Source organism: Streptomyces sp. NPDC002476 (assembly GCF_042889785.1).
In the GTDB taxonomy this organism is placed as follows: domain Bacteria; phylum Actinomycetota; class Actinomycetes; order Streptomycetales; family Streptomycetaceae; genus Streptomyces.
In genome coordinates this window covers 17257-38592 of the sequence record NZ_JBIARH010000052.1, presented here as the reverse complement: position 1 = coordinate 38592, position 21336 = coordinate 17257, and the positions used below count along the sequence as shown (strand labels likewise).

The window sequence follows — 21336 nt, the reverse complement described above, 5'->3', positions numbered from 1 at the left end:
TCGTTCGGGATCAGCGGCACGAACGCGCATGTGATCCTGGAGGAGGCCCCGGACGAGGACATCCCCGTGCACGACGGGACCGAACCCCACGCCCCGCTGCTGCCCGTGGTCGTCTCCGGTGCCACCCCCGAGGCCCTGGCCGCACAGGCCGCCCGGCTGCGCACCGCCGCCGGCGAACGGATCACCGACCTCGCCCACACCCTGGCCACCGGACGCGCCGCCCTCACCCACCGTGCCGCCGTCGTCGCCCGCGACAAGGACGAACTCCTCGCCGGGCTGGACGCGTTGGCCGGGGCCCGTACCCCTGGGACAGCCGTACGCACCGACGCCGCCGCGAGCGCCGGCACCGCCGACACCGTCGTACGCGGCCGTCCCGTCGCGGGCCGGACCGCGTTCCTGTTCACCGGACAGGGCGCCCAGCGCCCCGGCATGGGGCGTGGCCTGTACGACGCCCACCCCGTCTTCCGGCGGGCCCTCGACGAGGCGTGCGCGGCCCTGGACGCCCATCTGGACCGCCCGCTGCGCGAGGTGATGTGGGCCGGGCCCGGCACCGAGGAGGCCGAGTCGCTCGACCACACCCTTTACACGCAGAGCGCCCTGTTCGCCGTGGAGACCGCCCTGTACCGCCTGCTGGAGGCGTACGGCGTACGGCCGGACCGGCTGGCCGGCCATTCCATCGGGGAACTGGCCGCGGCACACGCCGCCGGTGTCTGGGACCTCGCGGACGCCGCCCGGCTGGTCACCGCGCGCGGCCGGCTCATGCAGGCCCTGCCCGACGGCGGCGCGATGCTCGCCCTGGACGCGACCGAGGACGAGGTGCTGCCGCACCTGGGCCCCGAGGTGTCCGTGGCCGCCGTCAACGGCCCCCGGGCGGTCGTGGTCTCCGGCACCCGGGCGGCCTTGGACGCCGTCGCCGCCGCCTTCCCCGGCCGCCGCGTCAAGCGGCTGCGGGTCAGCCATGCCTTCCACTCGCCGCTGATGGACCCGATGCTCGCCGAGTTCGAGAAGACCGCCCGCGAACTGCGCTACGCCGCGCCCGCGATCCCGCTCGTCTCGAACGTCACCGGCACGCACGCCACCGAGGACGAGCTGTGCACGCCCGAGTACTGGGTGCGGCACGCCCGCGAGGCCGTCCGGTTCGGCGACGCGGTCCGCGCCCTGGAGGCCGACGGCGTACGCACCTTCCTCGAACTCGGCCCCGACGCCGTCCTGTCGGCCATGGGCGCGCACGCCGTCACCGACCCGGAACGGTCGGCCTTCGTCCCGGCCCTGCGCCGCGACCGCGACGAGGAGGCCACGTTCGCCGCGCTCCTCGGCACCGCCCACGTCCGCGGCCTCGCCGTCGACTGGCCGCGGACCTTCGCCGGCACCGGGGCGCGCCGCGTCGAGCTGCCGACGTACGCCTTCCGGCGGCGGCGGCTGTGGCTGACCGACGGGCCCGGCGCCGCCCGCACCGACGGAACGGACGGAACGGCGACCGGGCACCCGATGCTCGGCACCGTCCTCACCCTGGCCGCCGCGGACACGGTCGCGCTGACCGGCCGCCTCTCCCCGGCCACCCACCCCTGGCTGGCCGATCACGCCGTCGCGGGCGTCGTCCTCGTCCCCGGCAGCGCCTTCGTCGAATTCGCCCTCCAGGCGGGCGACCGCACCGGCTGCCCGCAGGTGGAGGAACTCACCCTGGAACGGCCCCTGGCCCTGCCCGGTCACGGATTCGTCCAGCTCCAGGTGGCCGCCGAGGCCCCTGACACCGACGGGCGCAGGCGGCTCACGGTGCACGCCCGCCCGGAGGGGAGCGGCACACACTGGACCCGGCACGTCACCGGCGTCCTCGCCCCCCGGCCCGCGCCCGAACCGGACTCCGTGACGGCCTGGCCGCCGACGGGCGCCGTGCCCGTCGACGTCACCGGCACCTACGACCACCTCGCCGAACAGGGCTACGGCTACGGCCCCACGTTCCGCTGCCTGCGCGCCGCCTGGCGGCTCGGCGACGAGGTCTTCGCCGAACTCGCCCTGCCCGGCGCCGAATCCGCCACCGGCCCCGACTCCGGCACGGACCCCGGTCCCGACCCGGCCGACGGATTCGGACTGCACCCCGCCCTGCTGGACTCCGCGCTGCACGCCATCGACCTGCTCGACGGCCAGGACCCGACCGTGATGACCCTGCCGTTCTCCTGGGAGGGCGTCTCCCTGTACGCCACCGGCGCCAGGGCCCTGCGCCTGCGGCTCACCCCGCACGGCGCCGACCGCATGACCCTGCGCCTGTACGACGGCACGGGCGTACCGGTCGCCGAGGCGGCGTCGCTGCGCATCCGCCAGGTGACGGCCGCGCAGCTGAACGCTGCGGCGCCCGCCCCCGGCGACCTGTTCACCCTGCGCTGGACCCGGCTGGACATCCCCGCCGACGCGACCGCCGCCGCACCTCGGACCCTGTCCATGGCGGCGGACACCGCCCCGGACACCTTCCCGGGGGACGGCGGCGGCCTGCCGGCCCTCGCCCGCGAGACCGCCGTACGCACCCTCGCCGCGCTCCAGGAGCACCTCGCCGGGCGGCCGGACGACGAGCCGCTGGTGGTCGTCACCCGGCACGCGGTCGCCGTCGACGGGCCGCCGGACCCGGCCCAGGCCGTGGTCTGGGGCCTGGTGCGGGCCGCCGCCGTCGAACACCCCGGACGGTTCGTGCTGGCCGACACCGACGGCGACCCCGCCTCGGCCGCCGTCCTGCCCGCCGCCGTCGCCACCGGCGTGCCCGAACTGGCCCTGCGCGGCGGCACGGTGTACGTACCGGAGCTGGCCCGGACCGACGCGTCGGAGGCCGCGCCGGGGACCGTGCCCGAGACGGCGCCCGGGACCGCGCCCACCATTCCGCTGAACCCCGAGGGCACCGTCCTCATCACCGGGGGCACCGGCAGCCTCGGCCGCCTGCTCGCCCGCCACCTGGCCGAACGCCACGGCGCCCGCCACCTGCTGCTCGTCGGCCGCGGCGGCCGGACACCGGACGGGGACACGGGCACGGATCCGCAGACGCGCGAGGAACCCGTCGCCCCGGGAGCGCGGGTGACCGTCGCCGCCTGCGACGTCACCGACCGCGCCGCCGTGGCCGGACTGCTGGCCTCCGTGCCGGACGCCCACCCGCTGACCGCCGTGGTGCACGCCGCGGGGGTCCTGGACGACGGACTGCTCACCGACCTCACCCCGGAGCGTATGGAGGCGGTGATGCGGCCCAAGACCGACGCCGCCTGGCACCTCCACGAGCTGACCCGCGGCCTCGGCCTGGACTCCTTCGTCCTCTTCTCCTCCGCGGCGGGCACCCTCGGAGCGGCCGGGCAGGCCAACTACGCGGCGGGCAACGCCTTCCTGGACGCCCTCGCCGCCCACCGGCGCGCCCAGGGCCTCCCTGCCCTGTCCCTGGGCTGGGGGCTGTGGGACACCGGCGAGGGCATGGCGGCCGGACTCGGCGAGACCGAACTGCGCCGACTGGCCCGCGACGGCATCCTGCCGCTCCCCGCCGACCGGGCGCTGACCCTGTTCGACCAGGCCCTGACCACCGACGGCCCGCTGGTCCTGCCGGTTCGCGTCCAGATCACCGAGGACGCGCCCGCCCTGGTCCGCGCCCTGGCCCCGACCTCGGCCGCGCCCCGCCGCACGGTTCGACCGACCGCCGCCGCCCCGGAGCCCGCGGTGTCGCTGCCGCGACGGCTCACCGGCCTCGGCGCCGAGGACGTGATGCGCCTGCTCGTCGACACCGTGTGCGCACACGTCGCCGATGTCCTCGGACACGGCTCCGGCAGCGCCGTGGACCCCGAACGCCCCCTCGGCGACCTCGGCGTGGACTCCCTCGCCGCCCTGGAACTGCGCAACCGCCTCGGTGCCGAGACCGGACTGCGCCTGTCCACCACGCTCACCTTCGACCACCCGACCTCCGAGGCCCTCGCCCAGCACCTGTACGAGGAGCTGGGCTCCCCGGGGATCGAGCGCCCCGACGACGCGCCCGTCGACATCGAGGCCGAAGTGATGCGCCTGGAAACCCTGCTGGGCACCGCTCTGGAGTCCACCGCCCTCGACGACGACCGGCGCGCCCGTGTGGCGACCCGCCTCCGAGCCCTCACCGCCCGCTGGGACGACCCGGATCCGACGACCGACGGCACGGACGCCGGCAAGGGCCTGGAATCGGCCACGGCTGACGAACTCTTCGGCATCCTCGACGAGGAGCTCGGCAGCTTCGACTGAAGCGCGCCCACCCCCACGGAAGCGGAGCGGCGGCCTCCCGCCGCACACACGGACAGCCGTGGGGCGCCGGTCGACGGCGGAGCGGGTCCGGCGCGCGTCTGTCCGGCTGTCCCGCAGGGGTCCTGGACACGCTCCCCCCGCCACCCGAGGGCCTGCACAGGTCACGGCCGGCGGGGCCGGGCCTCCTCCGTGTGATGGCGGTCCGGCCGGCCGGGGGCGGTCCCGCCCTGCCGTTCCAGTGGACGTGCCCCTGACATACTGGCGCGATGCCATCGTTGGATGCGACCCCTGAACCGATATCGGCCGATCCGCCGCATGCGGCACGCCGCGTGCTGCTCACCCAGTCCTGGCTCGATCTGGCCTTCATCCACTGGGCCGCCGACCCCGCGGTCGTCGCGCCGCTGCTGCCGCCCGGTACGCGGCCGGACACGCTGGACGGCCTCACCTACGTCGGGCTCGTCGCCTTCCGGATGCACCGCGTGGGATGGCTGGGCCTTCCCGGCATCCCCTATCTCGGATCCTTCCCGGAGACCAACGTCCGCCTGTACTCGGTGGACTCCCACGGCCGACGCGGCGTGGTCTTCCGCTCGCTGGACGCATCCCGCCTGATCCCCGTGGCCGTCGCCCGGGCAGCGTTCCGCCTTCCCTACGTCTGGTCCAAGATGGACGTGCGCACGGAAGGGGACACGGTCGCCTACACCAGCCACCGGCGCTGGCCCGGCCCGCGGGGCGCGCACAGCCGGATCGCCGTACGGGTCGGAGAGCTGGTCGATGAGCCCTCCGCGCTCGAACACTTTCTGACCGCCCGCTGGGGCATGCACAACATGTTCTTCGGGCGTTCGATGTACCTCCCGAACACCCACCCCCGCTGGCCCCTTCACCGTGCCGAACTCCTGCACTGCGACGAGGACCTCATCACCTCGGCAGGCTTGCCCGCACCGGCCGAGGAGCCCATGAGCGTGCTGTACTCCCCGGGAGTCCCGGTCCGGTTCGGGAGCCCGCCCCGCATACCAGGGGGCATCCCCACGCCGTGAGCCGGCTGCCCGGCCCGCCTGGGGGCCACCTCGCCGGCGAAGCCCGGCCCGTCATCCGTCGAAGCGGTGGCGGGATGCCTCGATGTGACGGAAGTACCGGTGGGTCCAGTCACACATTGCCCCGACGGTCGCCCGGAGAGCCCGGCCCGGCTCTGTGAGGGTGTACTCGACCCGGGGCGGCACGGTGGGGTGCACGGTCCGCTCGACCAGACCGTTGCGCTCCAGCATGCGCAGATTCTGGGTGAGCATCTTGTGGCTGATGCCCTCGATCTCTCCGCGCACCTCACTGAAGCGCAAGGTGCGCTCACCGAGGGACTCAATGATCAGAAACGCCCACTTGTTGGCGATGTCCGAGAAGATCTCCCGCGCCAGGGAGTCCGCGCGGGTCAGGTCCGCTTCGTCGGCCGGGTTCTTGAGCTGCTTGGTCACCATGAGGTTCCCCAGTCACCAAAAAGTGCGTTCTTCCATGTCAGCGGCCAGTCTCCTACGGTTCCTCAGTAACCACAAGAGACCAAGAGCGTCTTGGTCCGGTGAAACCGAGCCCACGGGCTTTCATGGCGAGGAGTCAGCATGGCCGTCACCCTGGTGAACCCCGAAGGACTGCCGAAAGTCGACCTCTACCGGCAGGTGTCGATCGCATCCGGAACGAGACTGGTCTTCATCGCAGGACAGGTCGCCTGTGACGCCGACGGGGTGACGATCGGCGAAGGAGATCTTGCCGCTCAGGTCGAGCAGTGCTATCTCAACGTCGGCACGGCACTGGCAGAAGCCGGAGCCTCCTTCGACGACGTGGTGAAGCTGACGGTGTACCTCGTCGACTGGACCCCCGACAAGATGCCCCTGCTCCTGGACGGAGCCGCCAGAGCGGCCGCGAAGCTGAAGACCACCTCGGCCCCGCCGCTCACGGGGGTGGGCGTCGCCGCCCTGGCAGGACCCGACCTCCTGGTCGAGGTCGAAGCCACCGCGATCGTCAGCTGAACAGGCACTCCTGTCACGCCCCGCAGCACGGAACCCAGGAACCCGATATGCGTCGGCCGTTCGGTGACCCCACCGAACGGCCGACGACGCTCACACGAGGGTCGGAGACCTGACGTCTCGTACGGAAGCCCAGGGCGCGCAAGGTCACGGGGCACCGGTCTCCTCGGCCACCCAGGACAGGTACGCCGCCGAGCCGCCGGTGACCGGAAGCGTGATCCACTCCGGTACGTCGTAGGTGTGCCCCCGGGCCACCCACGCTTCGAGCTCCGGGAGCCGGCCCGTGGTCGTCTTGTACGAGATCCGCCACTCCCGGGCCGTCTCGACGTCGCCGCTCCACCGGTAGACCGCGGTCAACGGCGGGTCGACGTGGGCGCAGGCCGCCAGCCGGTACTCGACGGCACCGCGCGCCAGCGCGTTCGCCCGGTCCTCGTCGTCGATGGTCGTCTGCGCGATCACGATCTCGCTCACCACGCCACTGCCTCTCCTGGTCGGTGCCCGCAACCGGTCGGTGTGTTCCGACCCTATCCAGCCGGTGACGGGCTCTCGCGAGGGAACGCGCAGTCCCGCCGTCGAGGCGACCGGGCAGGCCGGGAACCGCTGCCTGCCCGGTCGGCCGCTGGTCAGCCCGCGGGGGAGTGGGTGGTGGCCCAGCGGTCGGAGAGTTTCGGGATGCGGTGCTCCAGCATCTTCGACGGCAGTTCGGACCGGCTGGCCACGTTGAGCTTGCGGTAGACACGGGTGAGGTGCTGCTCCACCGTGCTGATCGTGACGTGCAGGCGGCCGCTTATCTCACGGTTGGTGTATCCGAGCGCGGCCAGCCCCGCGACCCGGCACTCCGCGTCGCTGAGCAGGGCGGGGCCGCCCTGCGCCCCGGACGCCTCGGACCGCGTGGCGGGGTCCTCCAGCAGATGCGCGTCGACCGGGGACTCCACGCTGCACGCCTTCGCCTCCCGGGCCGCCTGGCGGGCGACCAGCCGGGCGCGGGCGTACTCGCCCAACTCGTAGTGTGCCGCGGACAGGTCGGCGTACGCCTGGGCCAGCGTGTGCTGGTCGCCGCACGCCTTCAGCAGGTCGACCGTCTCGCGCAGCAGCGTGGTTCGGCGGTGCGGCTTGCTGGTGGCCGCCAGCATGCGCAGGCCCATCGCCCGGGCCCGGGAACTGTGTCCGCCGGGCAGCCGCAGCTGCTCCTCGGCCCACTTCCGGGCCGTCCCGGGCCTGCCGATCCGCAGGTTGGCCAGGGCCAGGTCGGACCGCCACGGGATGCCCTTCTGCAGGCTCGAATTCCCCTGCCGCATCAGTTGGCTGCACGTCTCGAAGTCGTTCAGGGCGGCGAAGGGCCGGTCGGTGGCGAGGTAGTGGTGGCCCCGGGCCCGCAGGTACTGAATGCCGAAGACGGTGCGGAACATCGGTTCGGGAACGTCCCGCGCGAGCAGTTCCTCTGCATCGTCGTAGGCACCCATCGCGGTCTGCGCGAAGATCGCCGTGGACAGCGGAAGACCGGCGAGCACTCCCCAGCTCTGCTCGTGCAGACTGTCCAGCGCCGACCGCGCCCCCTGGGCCGCGGTCGTCATGTCCCCCCGCAGCAGGGCGATCTCCGCCCGGACGCTGCCCAGCAGCGCCTGCCAGGTGGTGGCCCGGCGATCCGCGGCGCATTCCAGCAGCGCGCCGCACGCGTCGGCAGCGAGCGCGGGCCGGTCGGCATGGGCGATCGCCAGGAGCGCCATCGCCACCAACTCCAGGTTGAGATGGTCGAGTTGGTGGCCCTGGAGGGCCTGGGCCACCGCTGCGGCGGAGTCGTCCGTGGCGACCCCGCCGACCAGCATGGCCACCTGGGCGGTCAGTCCGCCGTTCCGACAGGTGGGAACGTGCCTGCGCGGGTCGAGTCCGGTCGCCCAGGTGCTCCTGGTGGGCAGCGCGACCCCGTAGAACCACTGCCGTACGAACTCGACCTCGGCCAGGATCTGGGCATCCTCCGGGGAGTGCCCGGACACGAGTGCGGCCACGGTCTCGGCGGCCAGTTCGGTGTCGCCCTGCCACAGCATGTGCCGCAGCACTCCGGCGGTGTCGCGCGTGCTGAGGGCGCCCTCCAGCGCGGCCCGGCGCAACGGTTCCAGATGGGTGCCCGCCGCGGCGGGGTTGGTGCGCCACTCCGCCCGCGCGAGGGCGGCCGACAGGGCGTTGCGCTCCCGCTCGTCGGAGCAGTCGCGCAGCACCAGCCGCAGATATCCGCCGCACGACTCCACGTCGTCCGCTGCCAGGGCCTGATCGGCGGCGGCGCGCAGGACACTCGCGCCCCAGGGGCTCGGGACCCGGTCGGCGGCGCGCAGATGACGGGCCACCTCCCGGGCGGGCGCGCCGCTGCGGTACAGCAGTCCGGCGATCCGGCCGTGCAGTCCGGCACGATCGGCGGGGGTCATGTCGTCGAGCACGGCGGTGGCCGCGGTCGGATGGCGCAGGACATGACCGTCCAGCAACCCCACGGAGTCGAGGGCCTCGACGGCCTCCTCGGCACCGGCCGGCGGGGTGTCGGCGAGTTCGGCGACGACAGCGAGGGAGGCGGGTGCGAACGGCGCGGTGCCGGAAGCCGGTGCGGAGGCGGAGGGGGCGGAAGCCGGTGCGGGCGGCGCGGCGGCGGAGGCGGCAGCGGACAGCGCGGTGACGGAGACCGGGGCGGACAGCGCGGCGAGCGTCCGGATCACCCGTACGTGGCGTGGCTCGCCGCGGTGCACCAGGGACAGCACCGCCTGGCGGTAGGAGGTGCCGGCGACCGGTCGGTTCATCTCGCGGCCGAAGCGGGCGCTGTCGTCCAGCAGGGCGTGCACCAGCAGGGGGTTTCCGGCGGTCGCCCGGTGAAAGGCCCGGACCACCCCGGCCGGCCGGTGGGAACCGGTCTGAGCGGCGATCAGTTCGCCGACGGCCCGCTCCGACAGGGGACCGAGACGGGCCCGTCGGTGCGGCTGGCGGATCAGTTCGGTGTACGCGGCCGAGCGCGCGGCGTCGGGCTGGCCGGACGTGGTGCACACCACCAGGATCCGGCGGAAACGGCTCCGGTGCAGCAGATGGACGACGGCGCGCAGCGAGGCCCGGTCCATGAGGTGGGCGTCGTCCACGGCGATCACCAGGGGGCGTTCGCCGTCGGCGAGCCGCAGCAGTGTCTCGGCCGCTACCAGTTCCGGTTCTCCAGGCGCCGTTCCGTCCCGGTGCTCCTCGGACGGAGTGAACGCCCCCCGGGGCACCTCCGTCGGCGGTACGGTGACCGAAGGCGCGGTCCCCACCCCGTCGTTGCCCAGTAATCTCCGCAACAGGCTCATCGGCTGGTTTTGTTCGGTCGGGCATGCCGTGCCCTGGAGTATGCGGGCCCCTAATCGGTCCGGGGTGTCGAGGAATTCATGCAGGAGCTGAGTCTTTCCGGCGCCCGGACCGCCCACAATGATCACCAGCTGACCGTTTCCGCTCGTGCTCTCGGTAAACGCCTCGTTAAGTATGTGTAAATCATTGGAGCGGTCAAAAAGACGCATGGTATTCCCCCCTGTGTCCAACTGAGCCTGCGGGGTCGCTCGTGCCGGGACAGCGGCGGTACGCCGGAACCGGGCCCGGTTCCGCGTCCTCGCTCGTCCCGTGGTGCGAAGGCTGCCGCCACCGTGGCAGCCCATGGTGCTCCGGTCTGCTCGTGCCGCTCCCGGCAACGTTTGCCCCGTCGCGTCGTCCGGCACGCGCGCTCGCGGCATTGGCCAAAAGCCCGCGTAGCCCGCTACGAGAGCTTTCGGCCGCCTTGCGATCGCACGCACCGGACGACGCTCCTTCCGGGCAAACGTTGCCGGTCACGGCACTAGACGGTTCCGGGTTCGGGTTCGTTGGGGCTGTTTCAAGACTTCTTGGCGTGAGTCGATCCGGCTCGGCAGGGCATTCCGAGCCGGTTTGGAAAGGCTTCCTGGTCATGGAGTGCAGAGACGCTATAGATCGGTGCCAACGTTGTCAACCACGCCTCTTCCGGCTCCATTTCTCTCATAGTGCCTGCTCGAAGCAAGTTTTGCTTGGTCGATGAATTTACGGGGAGGTGAAGAATGGAAACGAGGCGCGCCGCGCGTGAACCAGGTCACGTCCGGACGCCTCCGCCCCGGTTCCGGTACGCCCGACCGCCCGGCCCCGTGCCGCCGCCCGCGCCGTTCCGCCCCGGCCCCGTACGCCCCTCGGCCCGTACCGTCCCGGCCCCGCCTCCGCCCCGCCCCCGTACCGGCCCCGGGGTCCCTGGGGGCCGTAGGGGTATCAGGCGCCATCGCGCCCTGCCTAGCCTCCGACAACGGAGAGAGACGCGGACCGGGAGCCCGCCCCGGGACAGTCCGCAGGACCGAAGCCCACTTTCGATCTCGATCGGACGGCGCGCTGGTGAACAACGAAGAGCAACTGCTCGACTATCTCAGGCGGACGACCGCGGACCTGCGGGAGGCGCGGCGCCGACTGCGCGAGAACGAGCAACGCGCCCACGGTCCCGTCGCCGTCGTCGGCATCGGCTGCCGCTACCCGGGCGGTGTCACCTCGCCCGAGGACCTGTGGGACCTGGTGGCGACGGGCACCGACGCCGTGTCGGACTTCCCCGTCGACCGGGGATGGGACATGGACGCCCTGTACGACCCCGAGCCGGGCCGGCCCGGCAGGACCTACGCCCGTACCGGCGGATTCCTGCACGACGCCGCCGACTTCGACTACGACTTCTTCGGCATCGGCCCCCGCGAGGCCCTCGCCATGGACCCGCAGCAGCGGCTGCTGCTGGAGACCTCCTGGGAGGCGTTCGAACGGGCGGGCATCGTCCCGGCCTCGCTGCGCGGCAGCCGTACCGGCGTGTTCGTCGGCGTGATGTACAACGACTACGCCACCCGCCTCACCACCGTCCCCGAGGACCTCGACGGCTACCTCGCCAACGGCAGCGCGGCGAGCATCGCCTCCGGGCGCGTGGCCTACGCCTTCGGTCTGGAAGGCCCGGCCGTCACCGTCGACACCGCCTGCTCCTCCTCCCTGGTCGCCCTGCACTGGGCGGTGCGCGCGCTCCAGTCGGGGGAATGCTCGCTCGCCCTGGCCGGCGGGGTCACCGTGATGTCCACGCCGGAGACGTTCGTCGACTTCAGCCGTCAGCGCGGTCTCGCCCCCGACGGCCGTTGCAAGGCGTTCTCCGCCTCCGCCGACGGCACCGGCTGGGGGGAGGGCGTCGGCATGCTGGTCGTGGAACGCCTGGCCGACGCCCGGCGCCACGGTCACCCGGTGCTCGCCGTCGTGCGGGGCAGCGCCGTCAACTCCGACGGCGCCAGCAGCCGGCTGACCGCGCCCAACGGCCCCTCCCAGCAACGGGTCATCCGGCAGGCGCTGGCCGCCGCCGGGGTCACCGCCGACGGCGTGGACGTGGTCGAGGCGCACGGCACCGGAACCTCTCTCGGCGACCCGATCGAGGCGCAGGCGCTGCTGGCCACCTACGGCCGCGAACACCCCGCAGACCGCCCGCTGCTGCTGGGTTCCGTGAAGTCCAACCTCGGGCACACCCAGGCCGCCGCGGGCGCGGCGGGCGTCATCAAGATGGTGATGGCCATGCGCCACGGCGAGGTGCCGCCCACCCTCCACGCCGACGCCCCCACGGACCGGGTCGACTGGGACGCGGGAGCCGTCGAACTGGCCCGGGGACGCGGTCCCTGGCCCGACACCGGCCGTCCGCGCCGCGCCGCCGTCTCCTCCTTCGGCATCAGCGGCACCAACGCGCACATCGTGCTGGAACAGGCCCCTGACGAACCGGCCCCCGCCGAACCGGCCCCTGCCGAACCGGCTCCCGCCGAACGGGTTCCCGCCGATACGGAACCGGTGTCCGTCGACGGTGCGGATCCCGCCCCGGCGCAGGGCGCCCCCGTGCCCGTGTCCGCGGCCGTGCCCGCGACCGGTCCTGTGCCCGCGCCCGGCCCCGTGCCCTGGGTCGTCACGGGCCGCAGTCCCGAGGCCCTGGCCGCCCAGATCGACCGGCTGCGCGACCACCTCGCCCGGCGCGGCGACGCCACTCCGGCGGACATCGGGCTGTCCCTGGCCACCACCCGCACCCGATTCCGCTACCGTGCCGTCGCGGTCGGCCGTGACACCGGCGAACTGCTGGCCGCGCTGGCCGTCGCGACCCCTCTCACCCCGGTCGGCGGCGGAACGGCGTTCCTGTTCACCGGCCAGGGCTCCCAGCGCGTCGGTATGGGCCGCGCCCTGCATCGCGCCCACCCGGTCTACGCCGAGGCGTTCGACGCGGTGTGCGCGCTCGCCGACCCCCACCTGGAACGTCCGCTCGGCGAGTTGATCGACGGCGACGCCGAATTGCTGACCCGTACCGACCACGCGCAGGTCGCCATCTTCGCCACCGAGGTGGCCCTCTACCGCCTGCTGGAGTCCTGGGGGCTGACCCCGGGTCACCTGGCCGGTCACTCCGTCGGCGAGCTGGCCGCCGCCCATGTCGCCGATGTGCTGTCCCTGCCGGACGCCGTGGACCTCGTCCTCGCCCGTGGCCGCCTGATGGCGGCACTGCCACCGGGCGGTGCCATGGCCGCGCTGCGCGCGACCGAGGAGGAGGTCGCTCCCCACCTGGACGGGCGGGTCGGTCTCGCCGCCGTCAACGGTCCCCGGTCGGTGGTGATCTCGGGGGAGGAGGAAGCCGTCGACGCGCTCGCCGCCCGTTTCGCGCACGGCAAGCGGCTGAAGGTGTCCCACGCCTTCCACTCGCCGCTGATGGAGCCGATGCTGGCCGGATTCGCCGAGGCCGCGGCCCGGTGCGCGTACCGCGCGCCGCGCATTCCCATCGTCTCCGCACTCACCGGCGCCCTCGCCGACCCCGGCCATCTGGCCACGCCCGACTACTGGGTGGAGCACGTCCGCCGCCCGGTCCGGTTCGCCGCCGCCCTCGCCACCCTGCACGACCTCGGCGTACGGGCCTTCCTCGAAGTGGGTCCGGACGCGGCGCTCACCGCCCTGGCCGGGGAATGCCTTCCCGAGGACAGCGCGTGCGTCCCCACCCTGCGCCGCGACGGCGACGAGCCGTACGACCTCGTCACGGGCGTGGCCCGGCTGAACGCCCTCGGCCCCACGGGTTCCTCCGGGACCGCCAAGTCCCCCGGGGCTCCCAGCACTTCCCGTTCCTCCGGGTCCTCCGGCTCGCCCGGCGCTCGCGTCTCCCCCGGCTCCCTCGGCTCCCTCGGCTCCCTCGTCGACTGGTCGGCGTTCTACGCTCCTCACCGGGCCCGGCACACCGATCTGCCCACCTACGCCTTCCGGCGGACCCGCCTGTGGCTGGAGGCCGCGGCCGACGGCAGCGGTGACGCCGACGGCCTCGGACAGAGCGCCACCGGCCACCCGCTGCTGACCGCCGCCACCGAACTGCCCGACACGCAAGGGGCGCTCCTCACCGGGCGGCTGTCCCTGTCCTCGCACCCCTGGCTCGGCGACCACACCGTCCACGGCACCGTCCTGCTGCCCGGTACCGCCTTCGTCGACATGGCCCTGCGGGCCGCGGAGTTCACCGGCTGCGGCACGGTGGCGGAGCTCACCCTTCACGCCCCGCTGACCCTGCCCGAGCAGGGGGCCGTGGCCGTACAGGTCGTTGTCGACGGCGAACGCGACGGACGCCGGGAACTGACCGTCTGGTCCCGTCGCACCGACACCCCCGACGCCCCGTGGACGCGCAACGCGGGCGGTGCCCTGGCCATCGCGGCGACCGACGAGGCGCCACCGACCACCTTGTCCGCCCCGGCCCCCTCGTCCCCCTCGCCCGCCCCCGCCGTCTGGCCGCCCGCCGACGCCGAACCCGTCGACCTGGACGGGCTCTACCTCGAACTGGCCCGCACCGGCTACGGATACGGCGAGGTCTTCCAGGGGCTGCGTGCCATGTGGCGCAGGGGCGACGAACTGTACGCCGAGGCCGCCCTGCCCGACGGGGCGCGCGCCACCGCGGGCGCCTTCGGCGTCCACCCGGCGCTCCTGGACGCGGCCCTGCACGTCAACCTGCTGGACCTGCCCGGCGGACAGGCCGTGCTGCCGTTCGCCTGGAGCGGCATCACCCTGCACGGAGCGGGCGCCGACCGTCTGCGCCTGCGTCTGTCCCCGGCCGGTGCCGATTCCGTACGTCTCGACCTCACCGACGGCCGGGGCGCGCCCGTCGCCACCGTCCGCGGCCTGGTGGCCCGGCCCGTCGCCGCCGACCAGCTCGCCGGGGACGCCGACGACCCGCTGTACCGGGTCGAGTTCGTCCCCGCGCCCGGGGCCGGGTCCACGGCGAACCCGCCCCGGCCGGATCTCGCCGTGTGCGGCGCCGACCTCGGGCTCGACATCCCACACCACCCCGACCTGGCCGCACTCGCGGACGCGTACGCGTGCGACGACGGGGACACGATGCCCGGCACCGTCGTGCTCGCCGTACCGCCCGCCCCCGACCCCGGCACCGGCGGCGATCTGCCCTCGCGAGTACGGGACCTGGTCGGCACCACCCTGGACACCCTGCGCGACTGGCTCGCCGACGGGCGTTTCACCGGCCGCAGGCTCGCCGTGCTGCTGCGCGGCGACCACCTCGCGCACGCCCCGTTGTTCGGCCTGGTACGCGCCGCCGCCGCGGAGAACCCCGGCCGCTTCCTGCTGGTCGGCGTCCACGGCGACGACGAAGCCCGTGGCGGCGACGGCGTCCATGGCAGCGAGGGCGCCGCGTCCGGCGTCGCCCTCACCACCGCGCTCGCCACCGCCCTCGCCTCGGACGAGCCGGAGATCGCCGTACGCGACGGCGAGGTGCGAGTGCCACGCCTGGCCCGCGCCGAACCCGGCGTCCCGCCCGCCTGGGACCCGGACGGCACCGTCCTCGTCACCGGCGGCACCGGTGGCCTGGGCGCCCTGATCGCCCGTCACCTGGTCGCCGAGCACGGTGTGCGCCGTCTGCTGCTGGCCGGACGACGCGGCGCGGACGCGCCCGGCGCCACCGCCCTGCGCGACGAACTCGCCGCGCTCGGGGCCGAGGCCGTCCTCGCCCGCTGCGACGTCGCCGATCGCGACGCCCTCGCCGCGCTGCTCGGCCGGCACCCGGTGCGGGCCGTGGTGCACGCCGCGGGTGTCGTCGACAACGGCGTCCTGACCAGCCTCGACACGGGCCGGTTGGAGCGGGTGCTGCGGCCCAAGGTGGACGCCGCCTGGCATCTGCACGAACTGACCGCGGACCTCGACCTGTCGGCGTTCGTGCTGCTGTCCTCCACCGCCGGTCTGCTCGTCGGGGGCGGCCAGGCCAACTACGCCGCCGCCAACACCTTCCTCGACGGTCTCGCCGCCCACCGCCGCGCCCTCGGCCTGCCCGCCGTCTCCCTGGCCTACGGGCTGTGGGCCCCGGGCGACGGTACGAGTGGTCGCACGGGCGGCGACACGGGCAGAGGCATGAGCGCCGGCATGGACGCGGCCGATCTGGAACGCCTGCGCCGCCTCGGCCTGCCGCCGTTGACGACCGCCCAGGGGCTGCGCGCGTTCGACGCCGGACCCGGCGGCGAGGACTCCGTCGTGGTCCCCGTCCGTCTGGACGCCGCCGCCGTACGGGCCCGCCCGGACGGGGTGCCCGCCCTCCTGCGCGGACTCGTCCGTCCCGCGCCCGGCCGACGCGCCGCACCCGCCGCCGACGAGGCCGCCCCGGTCGCCGCGAAGACCGACTGGCGCGAACGGCTCGCGGGACTGCCCGATTCCGAACGCGACCGTGCCCTGGTCGAGCTCGTCCGCACCCATGTCGCCGCGGTACTCGGCCACCCCTCCCCGGAGGCCGTCGACCCCGGGCGCGCCTTCCAGGAGATGGGCTTCGACTCACTGGCCGCCGTCGAACTGCGCAATCTCCTCTCGCGCGCCACCGGCCTCACCCTCCCGGCGACGCTGGTCTTCGACCAGCCCTCGCCCCGCACGCTCGCCGCCCACCTCAAGACCGAACTCGTCCCCGGACCGGCCGACCTCGCCCGGTCCGCCCTGGCCGACCTGGACCGGCTGGAGGCGGCACTGCTCGCCCTGCCCGACCGCGACGGCAGCCACACCCGTGTCACCGCACGCCTCGAAGCGCTGCTGCGCGGCTGGTACGACGCCCGTGACGCCCACGGTCGCGACTCCGCGCCCGTACCGCCGGGGGACCTCGGCGAAGCCAGCGACGAAGAACTCTTCGCCAGGATCGACAACGAACTGGGAGCCCTGTGATGGAAGCCCCGGCCACGGCCGACAAGCTCCGCGACTACCTGAAGCGGGCCACGACGGAGCTGGAGCGCAGCCGCCGCCGCGTACGGGAGCTGGAGGAGCGGGACCACGAACCCGTCGCCGTCATCGGCATGGGCTGCCGCTACCCCGGCGGGATCCGCACCCCCGAGGACCTGTGGCGGGTCGTCGACGAGGGCCGCGACGTCGTCTCCGGCTTCCCCACCGACCGGGGCTGGGACGTCGACGCGATCTACGACCCCGAACCCGGCTCCCCGGGCCGGACCTACGTACGCCACGGAGGCTTCCTGTACGACGCGGCCGAGTGCGACCCCGCCTTCTTCGGCATCAGCCCCAAGGACGCGCCCGGCACCGACCCGCAGCAACGGCTGCTGCTGGAGGTCGGCTGGGAGGCCTTCGAACGGGCCGGCATCGACCCCACGGCCATGAAGGGCACCCCGACCGGTGTCTTCGTCGGCCTGATGCACCACGACTACCTCGGCGGCACCATCTCCGGCAGCATCGTCTCCGGGCGGATCGCCTACACCCTCGGGCTGGAGGGCCCGGCGATCACCATGGACACCGCCTGCTCCTCCTCCCTGGTCGCGCTGCACTCCGCGATCCAGTCGCTGCGCAAGGGGGAGTGCTCCCTCGCGCTCGCGGGCGGCGCCGCCGTCATGGCCAGCCCCGAGATGTTCATCGAGTTCAGCGAGCGCCGGGCGCTGTCGCCCGACGGCCGCTGCCGCTCCTTCTCCGACGACGCGGCCGGTGCCGCCTGGGCCGAGGGCGCGGGCATGCTGCTGGTCGAGCGACTGTCCGACGCCCGCCGCAACGGCCACGAGGTGCTCGCCGTCGTCCGCGGCTCCGCCGTCAACCAGGACGGCGCGTCCAACGGCCTGACCGCACCCAGCGGACCGGCCCAGATCCGCGTCATCCGGCAGGCGCTCGCCGACGCCCAACTGGCCCCGCACCACGTCGACGCGGTCGAGGCGCACGGCACCGGCACCACCCTCGGCGACCCCATCGAGGCCCAGGCCGTCATCGCCGCGTACGGGCAGGACCGGCCCGAGGGCCGACCGCTGTGGCTGGGCTCCATCAAGTCCAACATGGGCCACGCCCAGGCCGCCGCAGGGGTCGGCGCCGTCATCAAGATGGTCATGGCGATGCGCCACGGCACCCTGCCCCGCACCCTGCACGTCGGCACGCCCACCACCGCCGTCGACTGGACCGCGGGCGACGTCGAACTCCTCACCGAGCCCCGCCCCTGGGACGGCGACGGCAGGCCGCGCCGCGCCGGGATCTCCTCGTTCGGCATCTCCGGCACCAACGCGCATACCATCCTGGAGGAGGCCCCGCCCACCGGCCCCGTCGATGCCGCGCCCGCCCGCGCCGCGCTGCCCGTCGTGCCGTGGCTGCTCTCCGGCAAGGGCGCCGACACCGTGCGGCGCCAGGCGGAGCGGCTGCTGGCCGCCGTCGACGGTCTCGACCCGTACGACGTCGGGTACACCCTCGCCACCGCCCGCAGCACCTTCGGGCACCGCGCCGCCGTCACCGGGCGGAACCGGGACGAACTGCTGGACGCCCTGCGCGGGATCGTCGACGGCACCCGTGCGCCCGTCGCCGCCCCCGAACCCGGGCGCCTGGCCGTGCTGTTCACCGGGCAGGGCTCGCAGCGCCCCGGCATGGGCCGCACCCTGTACGCCGCGTTCCCGGTGTTCGCCGCCGCCCTCGACGAGATCTGCGCCGCCTTCGACGCGCACCTGGAACGGCCACTGCGCGACGTCATGTTCGACGTTCCGGGCGAGGAAGGCGCCGGAGCCGACACCGCCGGAGCGGACGCCGACCGAGAGAACGCCGACGGTGCCGAGGCGCCGCTGCACCGCACCGTCCACGCCCAGGCGGCGCTGTTCGCCTTCGAGACCGCCCTGTACCGGCTGCTGGAGCACTGGGGCGTCCGCCCCGACCTGCTCGCCGGGCACTCCATCGGCGAGGTCGTCGCCGCCCATGTCGCCGGGGTGCTGGACCTGGCGGACGCGGTCGCGCTGGTCGCCGCCCGGGGCCGGCTCATGCAGGACCTGCCGGCCGGTGGCGCCATGGTGTCCCTGCTGGCCGCGGAGGACGAGGTCACCGCGCTCCTCACCGACGGCGTCGACATCGCCGCCGTCAACGGCGCCCGCTCGGTGGTCGTCTCCGGCGACGAGGAGGCCGTCCTCGCCGTCGCCGCGAAGGCCGGGAAGAGCACCCGGCTGAAGGTGTCGCACGCCTTCCACTCGCACCGCATGGAGCCGATGCTCGAACCCTTCCGCGAGGTGCTGGCCGGGCTCACCTTCCACGAACCCGCGCTGCCCGTCGTCTCCAACGTCACCGGCCGCGTCGCCGACGACCTGACCTCCGCCGACTACTGGGTGCGGCACGTGCGCGAGGCGGTCCGCTTCCACGACGGGATCACCACCCTCGTCGCCGAAGGCGCCACCCGCTTCCTGGAGATCGGCCCGGACACGGTGCTCAGCACCATGGCGCGGGACGTGGTCCCCGAGGCCATCGGCACCCAGCGGCGCGACCGGCCCGAGGACACCGCCCTCGTCGACGCGCTGTGCCGGCTGCACCTGACCGGCACCGGCCCGGACTGGCGGGCCGTGTTCAGCGGCGGACGCACCGTCGACCTGCCCACCTATCCGTTCCGCCGGGACCGGCACTGGGAGGACGCCCCCATCCTCCAGGCCGAGCGCTCCGCCGCCGCCCGCGCGGGCGGCGACGCCGCCGACCCGTTCTGGGAGCTGGTGCGCGACCGGGACGTGCCCGCCGTCGCCGCCACGCTCGGCCTCGACGACGAGACGGCGGTCGCCTCCGTCGTGCCCGCCCTCGCCGCCTGGCACGGCCGACGGCAGGCCCACGCCGCCGCCGACGCGCTGCGCCACCGCGTCACCTGGGAACCGCTCGCCCCCGCCGCCACCCCGGCGCGCGGCGGAACCTGGCTGGCCGTCGTCCCCGAATCCGCAGCCGACGACCCGTGGACCCGTACCGTCCTCGACGCGCTGACCGGAGTTGGCGCACACACCGGCCGGGGCCGGGACATCGGCACCCTCGCCGTGCCGGACGACGCCGACCGCGCCGCGCTGACAGCCGTACTCGCCGACCGGACCGCCGTCGACGGCGTGCTGTTCCTGCCGGGCCCGGCGACGCCGACGGCCACCGCCGCCACCCTTCTCCAGGCCCTCGGCGACGCCGGTGCCGACGCGCCGTTGTGGTGCGTCACCCGGGACGCGGTCGGCCACGGGCCGGGCGACGCCGTCAGCGGCTTCGCGCAGGCCGGGCTGTGGGGCCTGGGCCGGGTCGCCGCCCTGGAACACCCCGACCGGTGGGGCGGACTGATCGACCTGCCCGCCGAGATCGGCCCGCGCGCCGCCGCCCGGCTGGCCGAGCTGCTCGGCGACTCCGGTGACGAGGACCAGATCGTGATCCGGGAGACCGGCGCCCACGGGCGGCGGCTGGAGCCCGCCCCGGCTCGCGCCGGTGCCCCCTGGCGGCCGTCCGGCACCGTGCTGGTCACCGGAGCCACCGGAGCGCTCGGCACCGCCGTCGCCCGCCTGCTCGCCGCCGAGGGCGCCGAGCACCTGCTCCTCGTCTCCCGCCGGGGCCCCGACGCCCCCGGCGCAGCCGAACTGGCCCAAGAACTCATGGCCGCCGGAACGGCGGTCACCCTGGCCGCCCGAGACATCGCCGACCGCTCCGCACTGGCCGAACTCCTCGACTCCGTACCGCACGAGCACCCCCTCACGGCCGTCGTGCACCTGGCCGGGGTCCTCGACGACGGCGTACTGGACGGGCTGACCCCCGACCGGTTCGCCCGGGTCCTCGCCCCGAAGGCGGACGCCGCCCGCCACCTGCACGAACTGACCGCGGACCGGGACCTGTCGGCGTTCGTGCTCTTCTCCTCCCTCACCGCCACCGTCGGCGGCGCGGGCCAGGCCAACTACGCCGCCGCCAACGCCTTCCTGGACGCCCTGGCCGAACACCGGCACGCGCTCGGGCTGCCCGCCACGTCCGTGGCCTGGGGGCCGTGGGGCGGCGACGGCATGGCGGCGCACGGCACGGTCCGCTCCGCCACCCGGGCCATGGGCATCTCCCCGCTCGCCCCGGACGTCGCCCTCACCGCGCTGCGGCGGGCCCTGGACGGCGGTGACACCACCGTCACCGTCGCCGATGTCGACTGGTCGGTGTTCGCCCCCGCGTTCACCGCGAGCCGCCCCGCCCCGCTGCTGGACACGCTGCCCGGGGCGCGGCGCGCCACCGGCGGCCCGGACGGCGCGAACCAGGCCGACGGCCTCGCGGCGAAACTCGCCGGACTCACCGGTGGGGAACGCGAACGCGCCCTCCAGGACCTGGTGTGCGGCCAGGCCGCCGCCGTACTCGGCTATGCCGACGCCACCGCCGTCGAACCGGCCACCGCCTTCCGCGACCTCGGCTTCGACTCGCTCACCTCCGTCGACCTGCGCAACCGGATCAGCGCCGCCGCCGGGGTGCCGCTGCCCGCCACCCTCGTCTTCGACTACGCCACCCCCGCCGCCCTCGTGAAACACCTGGGCACCGAACTGGCCGGGGCGGACACCTCCGTGGACACCGTGGTCGACGAGTTCGAACGGGTCGCCGCCCGGCTCGGCGGTCTCACCGCCGAGGACATCGAACGGAGCCGGGTCACCGTGCGTCTCCAGGCCCTGCTCAACGACCTGAACAAGACCCTCGGTCAGGACGACGCGGCCGCCGTCACCGGCCGGCTCGAAGAGGCCTCCGCCGACGACGTCTTCGCCTTCATCGACAACGAACTCGGTCCGGCATGACCCGGCGGCCCCACGACACCCCGGCCCGCCCGCGGCCCACCTCTCCACGCACT

The 21336-nt window shown here is 74.4% G+C and carries 8 protein-coding genes; 5 read left to right on the top strand and 3 right to left on the bottom strand.

All coding sequences use genetic code 11. The features are described 5' to 3' along the window. The first annotated feature begins 30 nt into the window (after window positions 1-30). Together ACFYXM_RS33250 and ACFYXM_RS33245 are read left to right on the top strand one after the other, a co-directional pair. Window positions 31-4230: an SDR family NAD(P)-dependent oxidoreductase gene (locus ACFYXM_RS33250; RefSeq protein ID WP_389295086.1), complete on the top strand. Its 4200-nt coding sequence runs from the start codon at window positions 31-33 to the stop codon at window positions 4228-4230. 266 nt (window positions 4231-4496) lie between these two features. Next, window positions 4497-5264, top strand: a complete 768-nt coding sequence (locus tag ACFYXM_RS33245; protein WP_073788041.1) for a YqjF family protein — start codon at window positions 4497-4499, stop codon at window positions 5262-5264. A 51-nt stretch (window positions 5265-5315) separates the two neighbouring features. Here ACFYXM_RS33245 and ACFYXM_RS33240 read toward each other — a convergent pair whose 3' ends face one another. After that, the gene (locus ACFYXM_RS33240) at window positions 5316-5696 is read right to left on the bottom strand and encodes a helix-turn-helix domain-containing protein (protein WP_073788039.1); all 381 of its coding nucleotides are present in this window, start codon (window positions 5694-5696) and stop codon (window positions 5316-5318) included. A 138-nt stretch (window positions 5697-5834) separates the two neighbouring features. On the opposite strand from ACFYXM_RS33240, the gene ACFYXM_RS33235 reads away from it, so the two are divergent. Next, window positions 5835-6242, top strand: a complete 408-nt coding sequence (locus tag ACFYXM_RS33235; RefSeq protein ID WP_073788037.1) for a RidA family protein — start codon at window positions 5835-5837, stop codon at window positions 6240-6242. A gap of 144 nt (window positions 6243-6386) precedes the next feature. Here the strand turns inward: ACFYXM_RS33235 and cutA are convergent, their stop codons facing one another. Next, window positions 6387-6713: a divalent-cation tolerance protein CutA gene (cutA, locus tag ACFYXM_RS33230; protein ID WP_107430621.1), complete on the bottom strand. Its 327-nt coding sequence runs from the start codon at window positions 6711-6713 to the stop codon at window positions 6387-6389. A gap of 149 nt (window positions 6714-6862) precedes the next feature. Beyond that, window positions 6863-9760: an AAA family ATPase gene (locus ACFYXM_RS33225; RefSeq protein WP_389295083.1), complete on the bottom strand. Its 2898-nt coding sequence runs from the start codon at window positions 9758-9760 to the stop codon at window positions 6863-6865. Between the two features lie 868 nt (window positions 9761-10628). Between ACFYXM_RS33225 and ACFYXM_RS33220 the strand changes: the two genes are divergently transcribed. Both ACFYXM_RS33220 and ACFYXM_RS33215 read left to right on the top strand, forming a co-directional pair. Continuing rightward, window positions 10629-16451: an SDR family NAD(P)-dependent oxidoreductase gene (locus ACFYXM_RS33220; RefSeq protein ID WP_389295081.1), complete on the top strand. Its 5823-nt coding sequence runs from the start codon at window positions 10629-10631 to the stop codon at window positions 16449-16451. Continuing rightward, on the top strand, window positions 16451-21283 hold the full coding sequence (locus tag ACFYXM_RS33215; RefSeq protein WP_389295080.1) for a type I polyketide synthase: 4833 nt from the start codon (window positions 16451-16453) through the stop codon (window positions 21281-21283). The genes ACFYXM_RS33220 and ACFYXM_RS33215 overlap by 1 nt, the downstream gene beginning before the upstream one ends. Window positions 21284-21336 lie beyond the last annotated feature (53 nt).

Excerpts from the sequence above, each read along its gene's own strand:
- ACFYXM_RS33245 (WP_073788041.1), top strand. The coding sequence starts at position 4,497 with ATGCCATCGTTGGATGCGACCCCTGAACCGATATCGGCCGATCCGCCG.
- ACFYXM_RS33240 (WP_073788039.1), bottom strand. The coding sequence starts at position 5,696 with ATGGTGACCAAGCAGCTCAAGAACCCGGCCGACGAAGCGGACCTGACC.
- ACFYXM_RS33235 (WP_073788037.1), top strand. The coding sequence starts at position 5,835 with ATGGCCGTCACCCTGGTGAACCCCGAAGGACTGCCGAAAGTCGACCTC.
- ACFYXM_RS33225 (WP_389295083.1), bottom strand. The coding sequence starts at position 9,760 with ATGCGTCTTTTTGACCGCTCCAATGATTTACACATACTTAACGAGGCG.
- ACFYXM_RS33215 (WP_389295080.1), top strand. The coding sequence starts at position 16,451 with ATGGAAGCCCCGGCCACGGCCGACAAGCTCCGCGACTACCTGAAGCGG.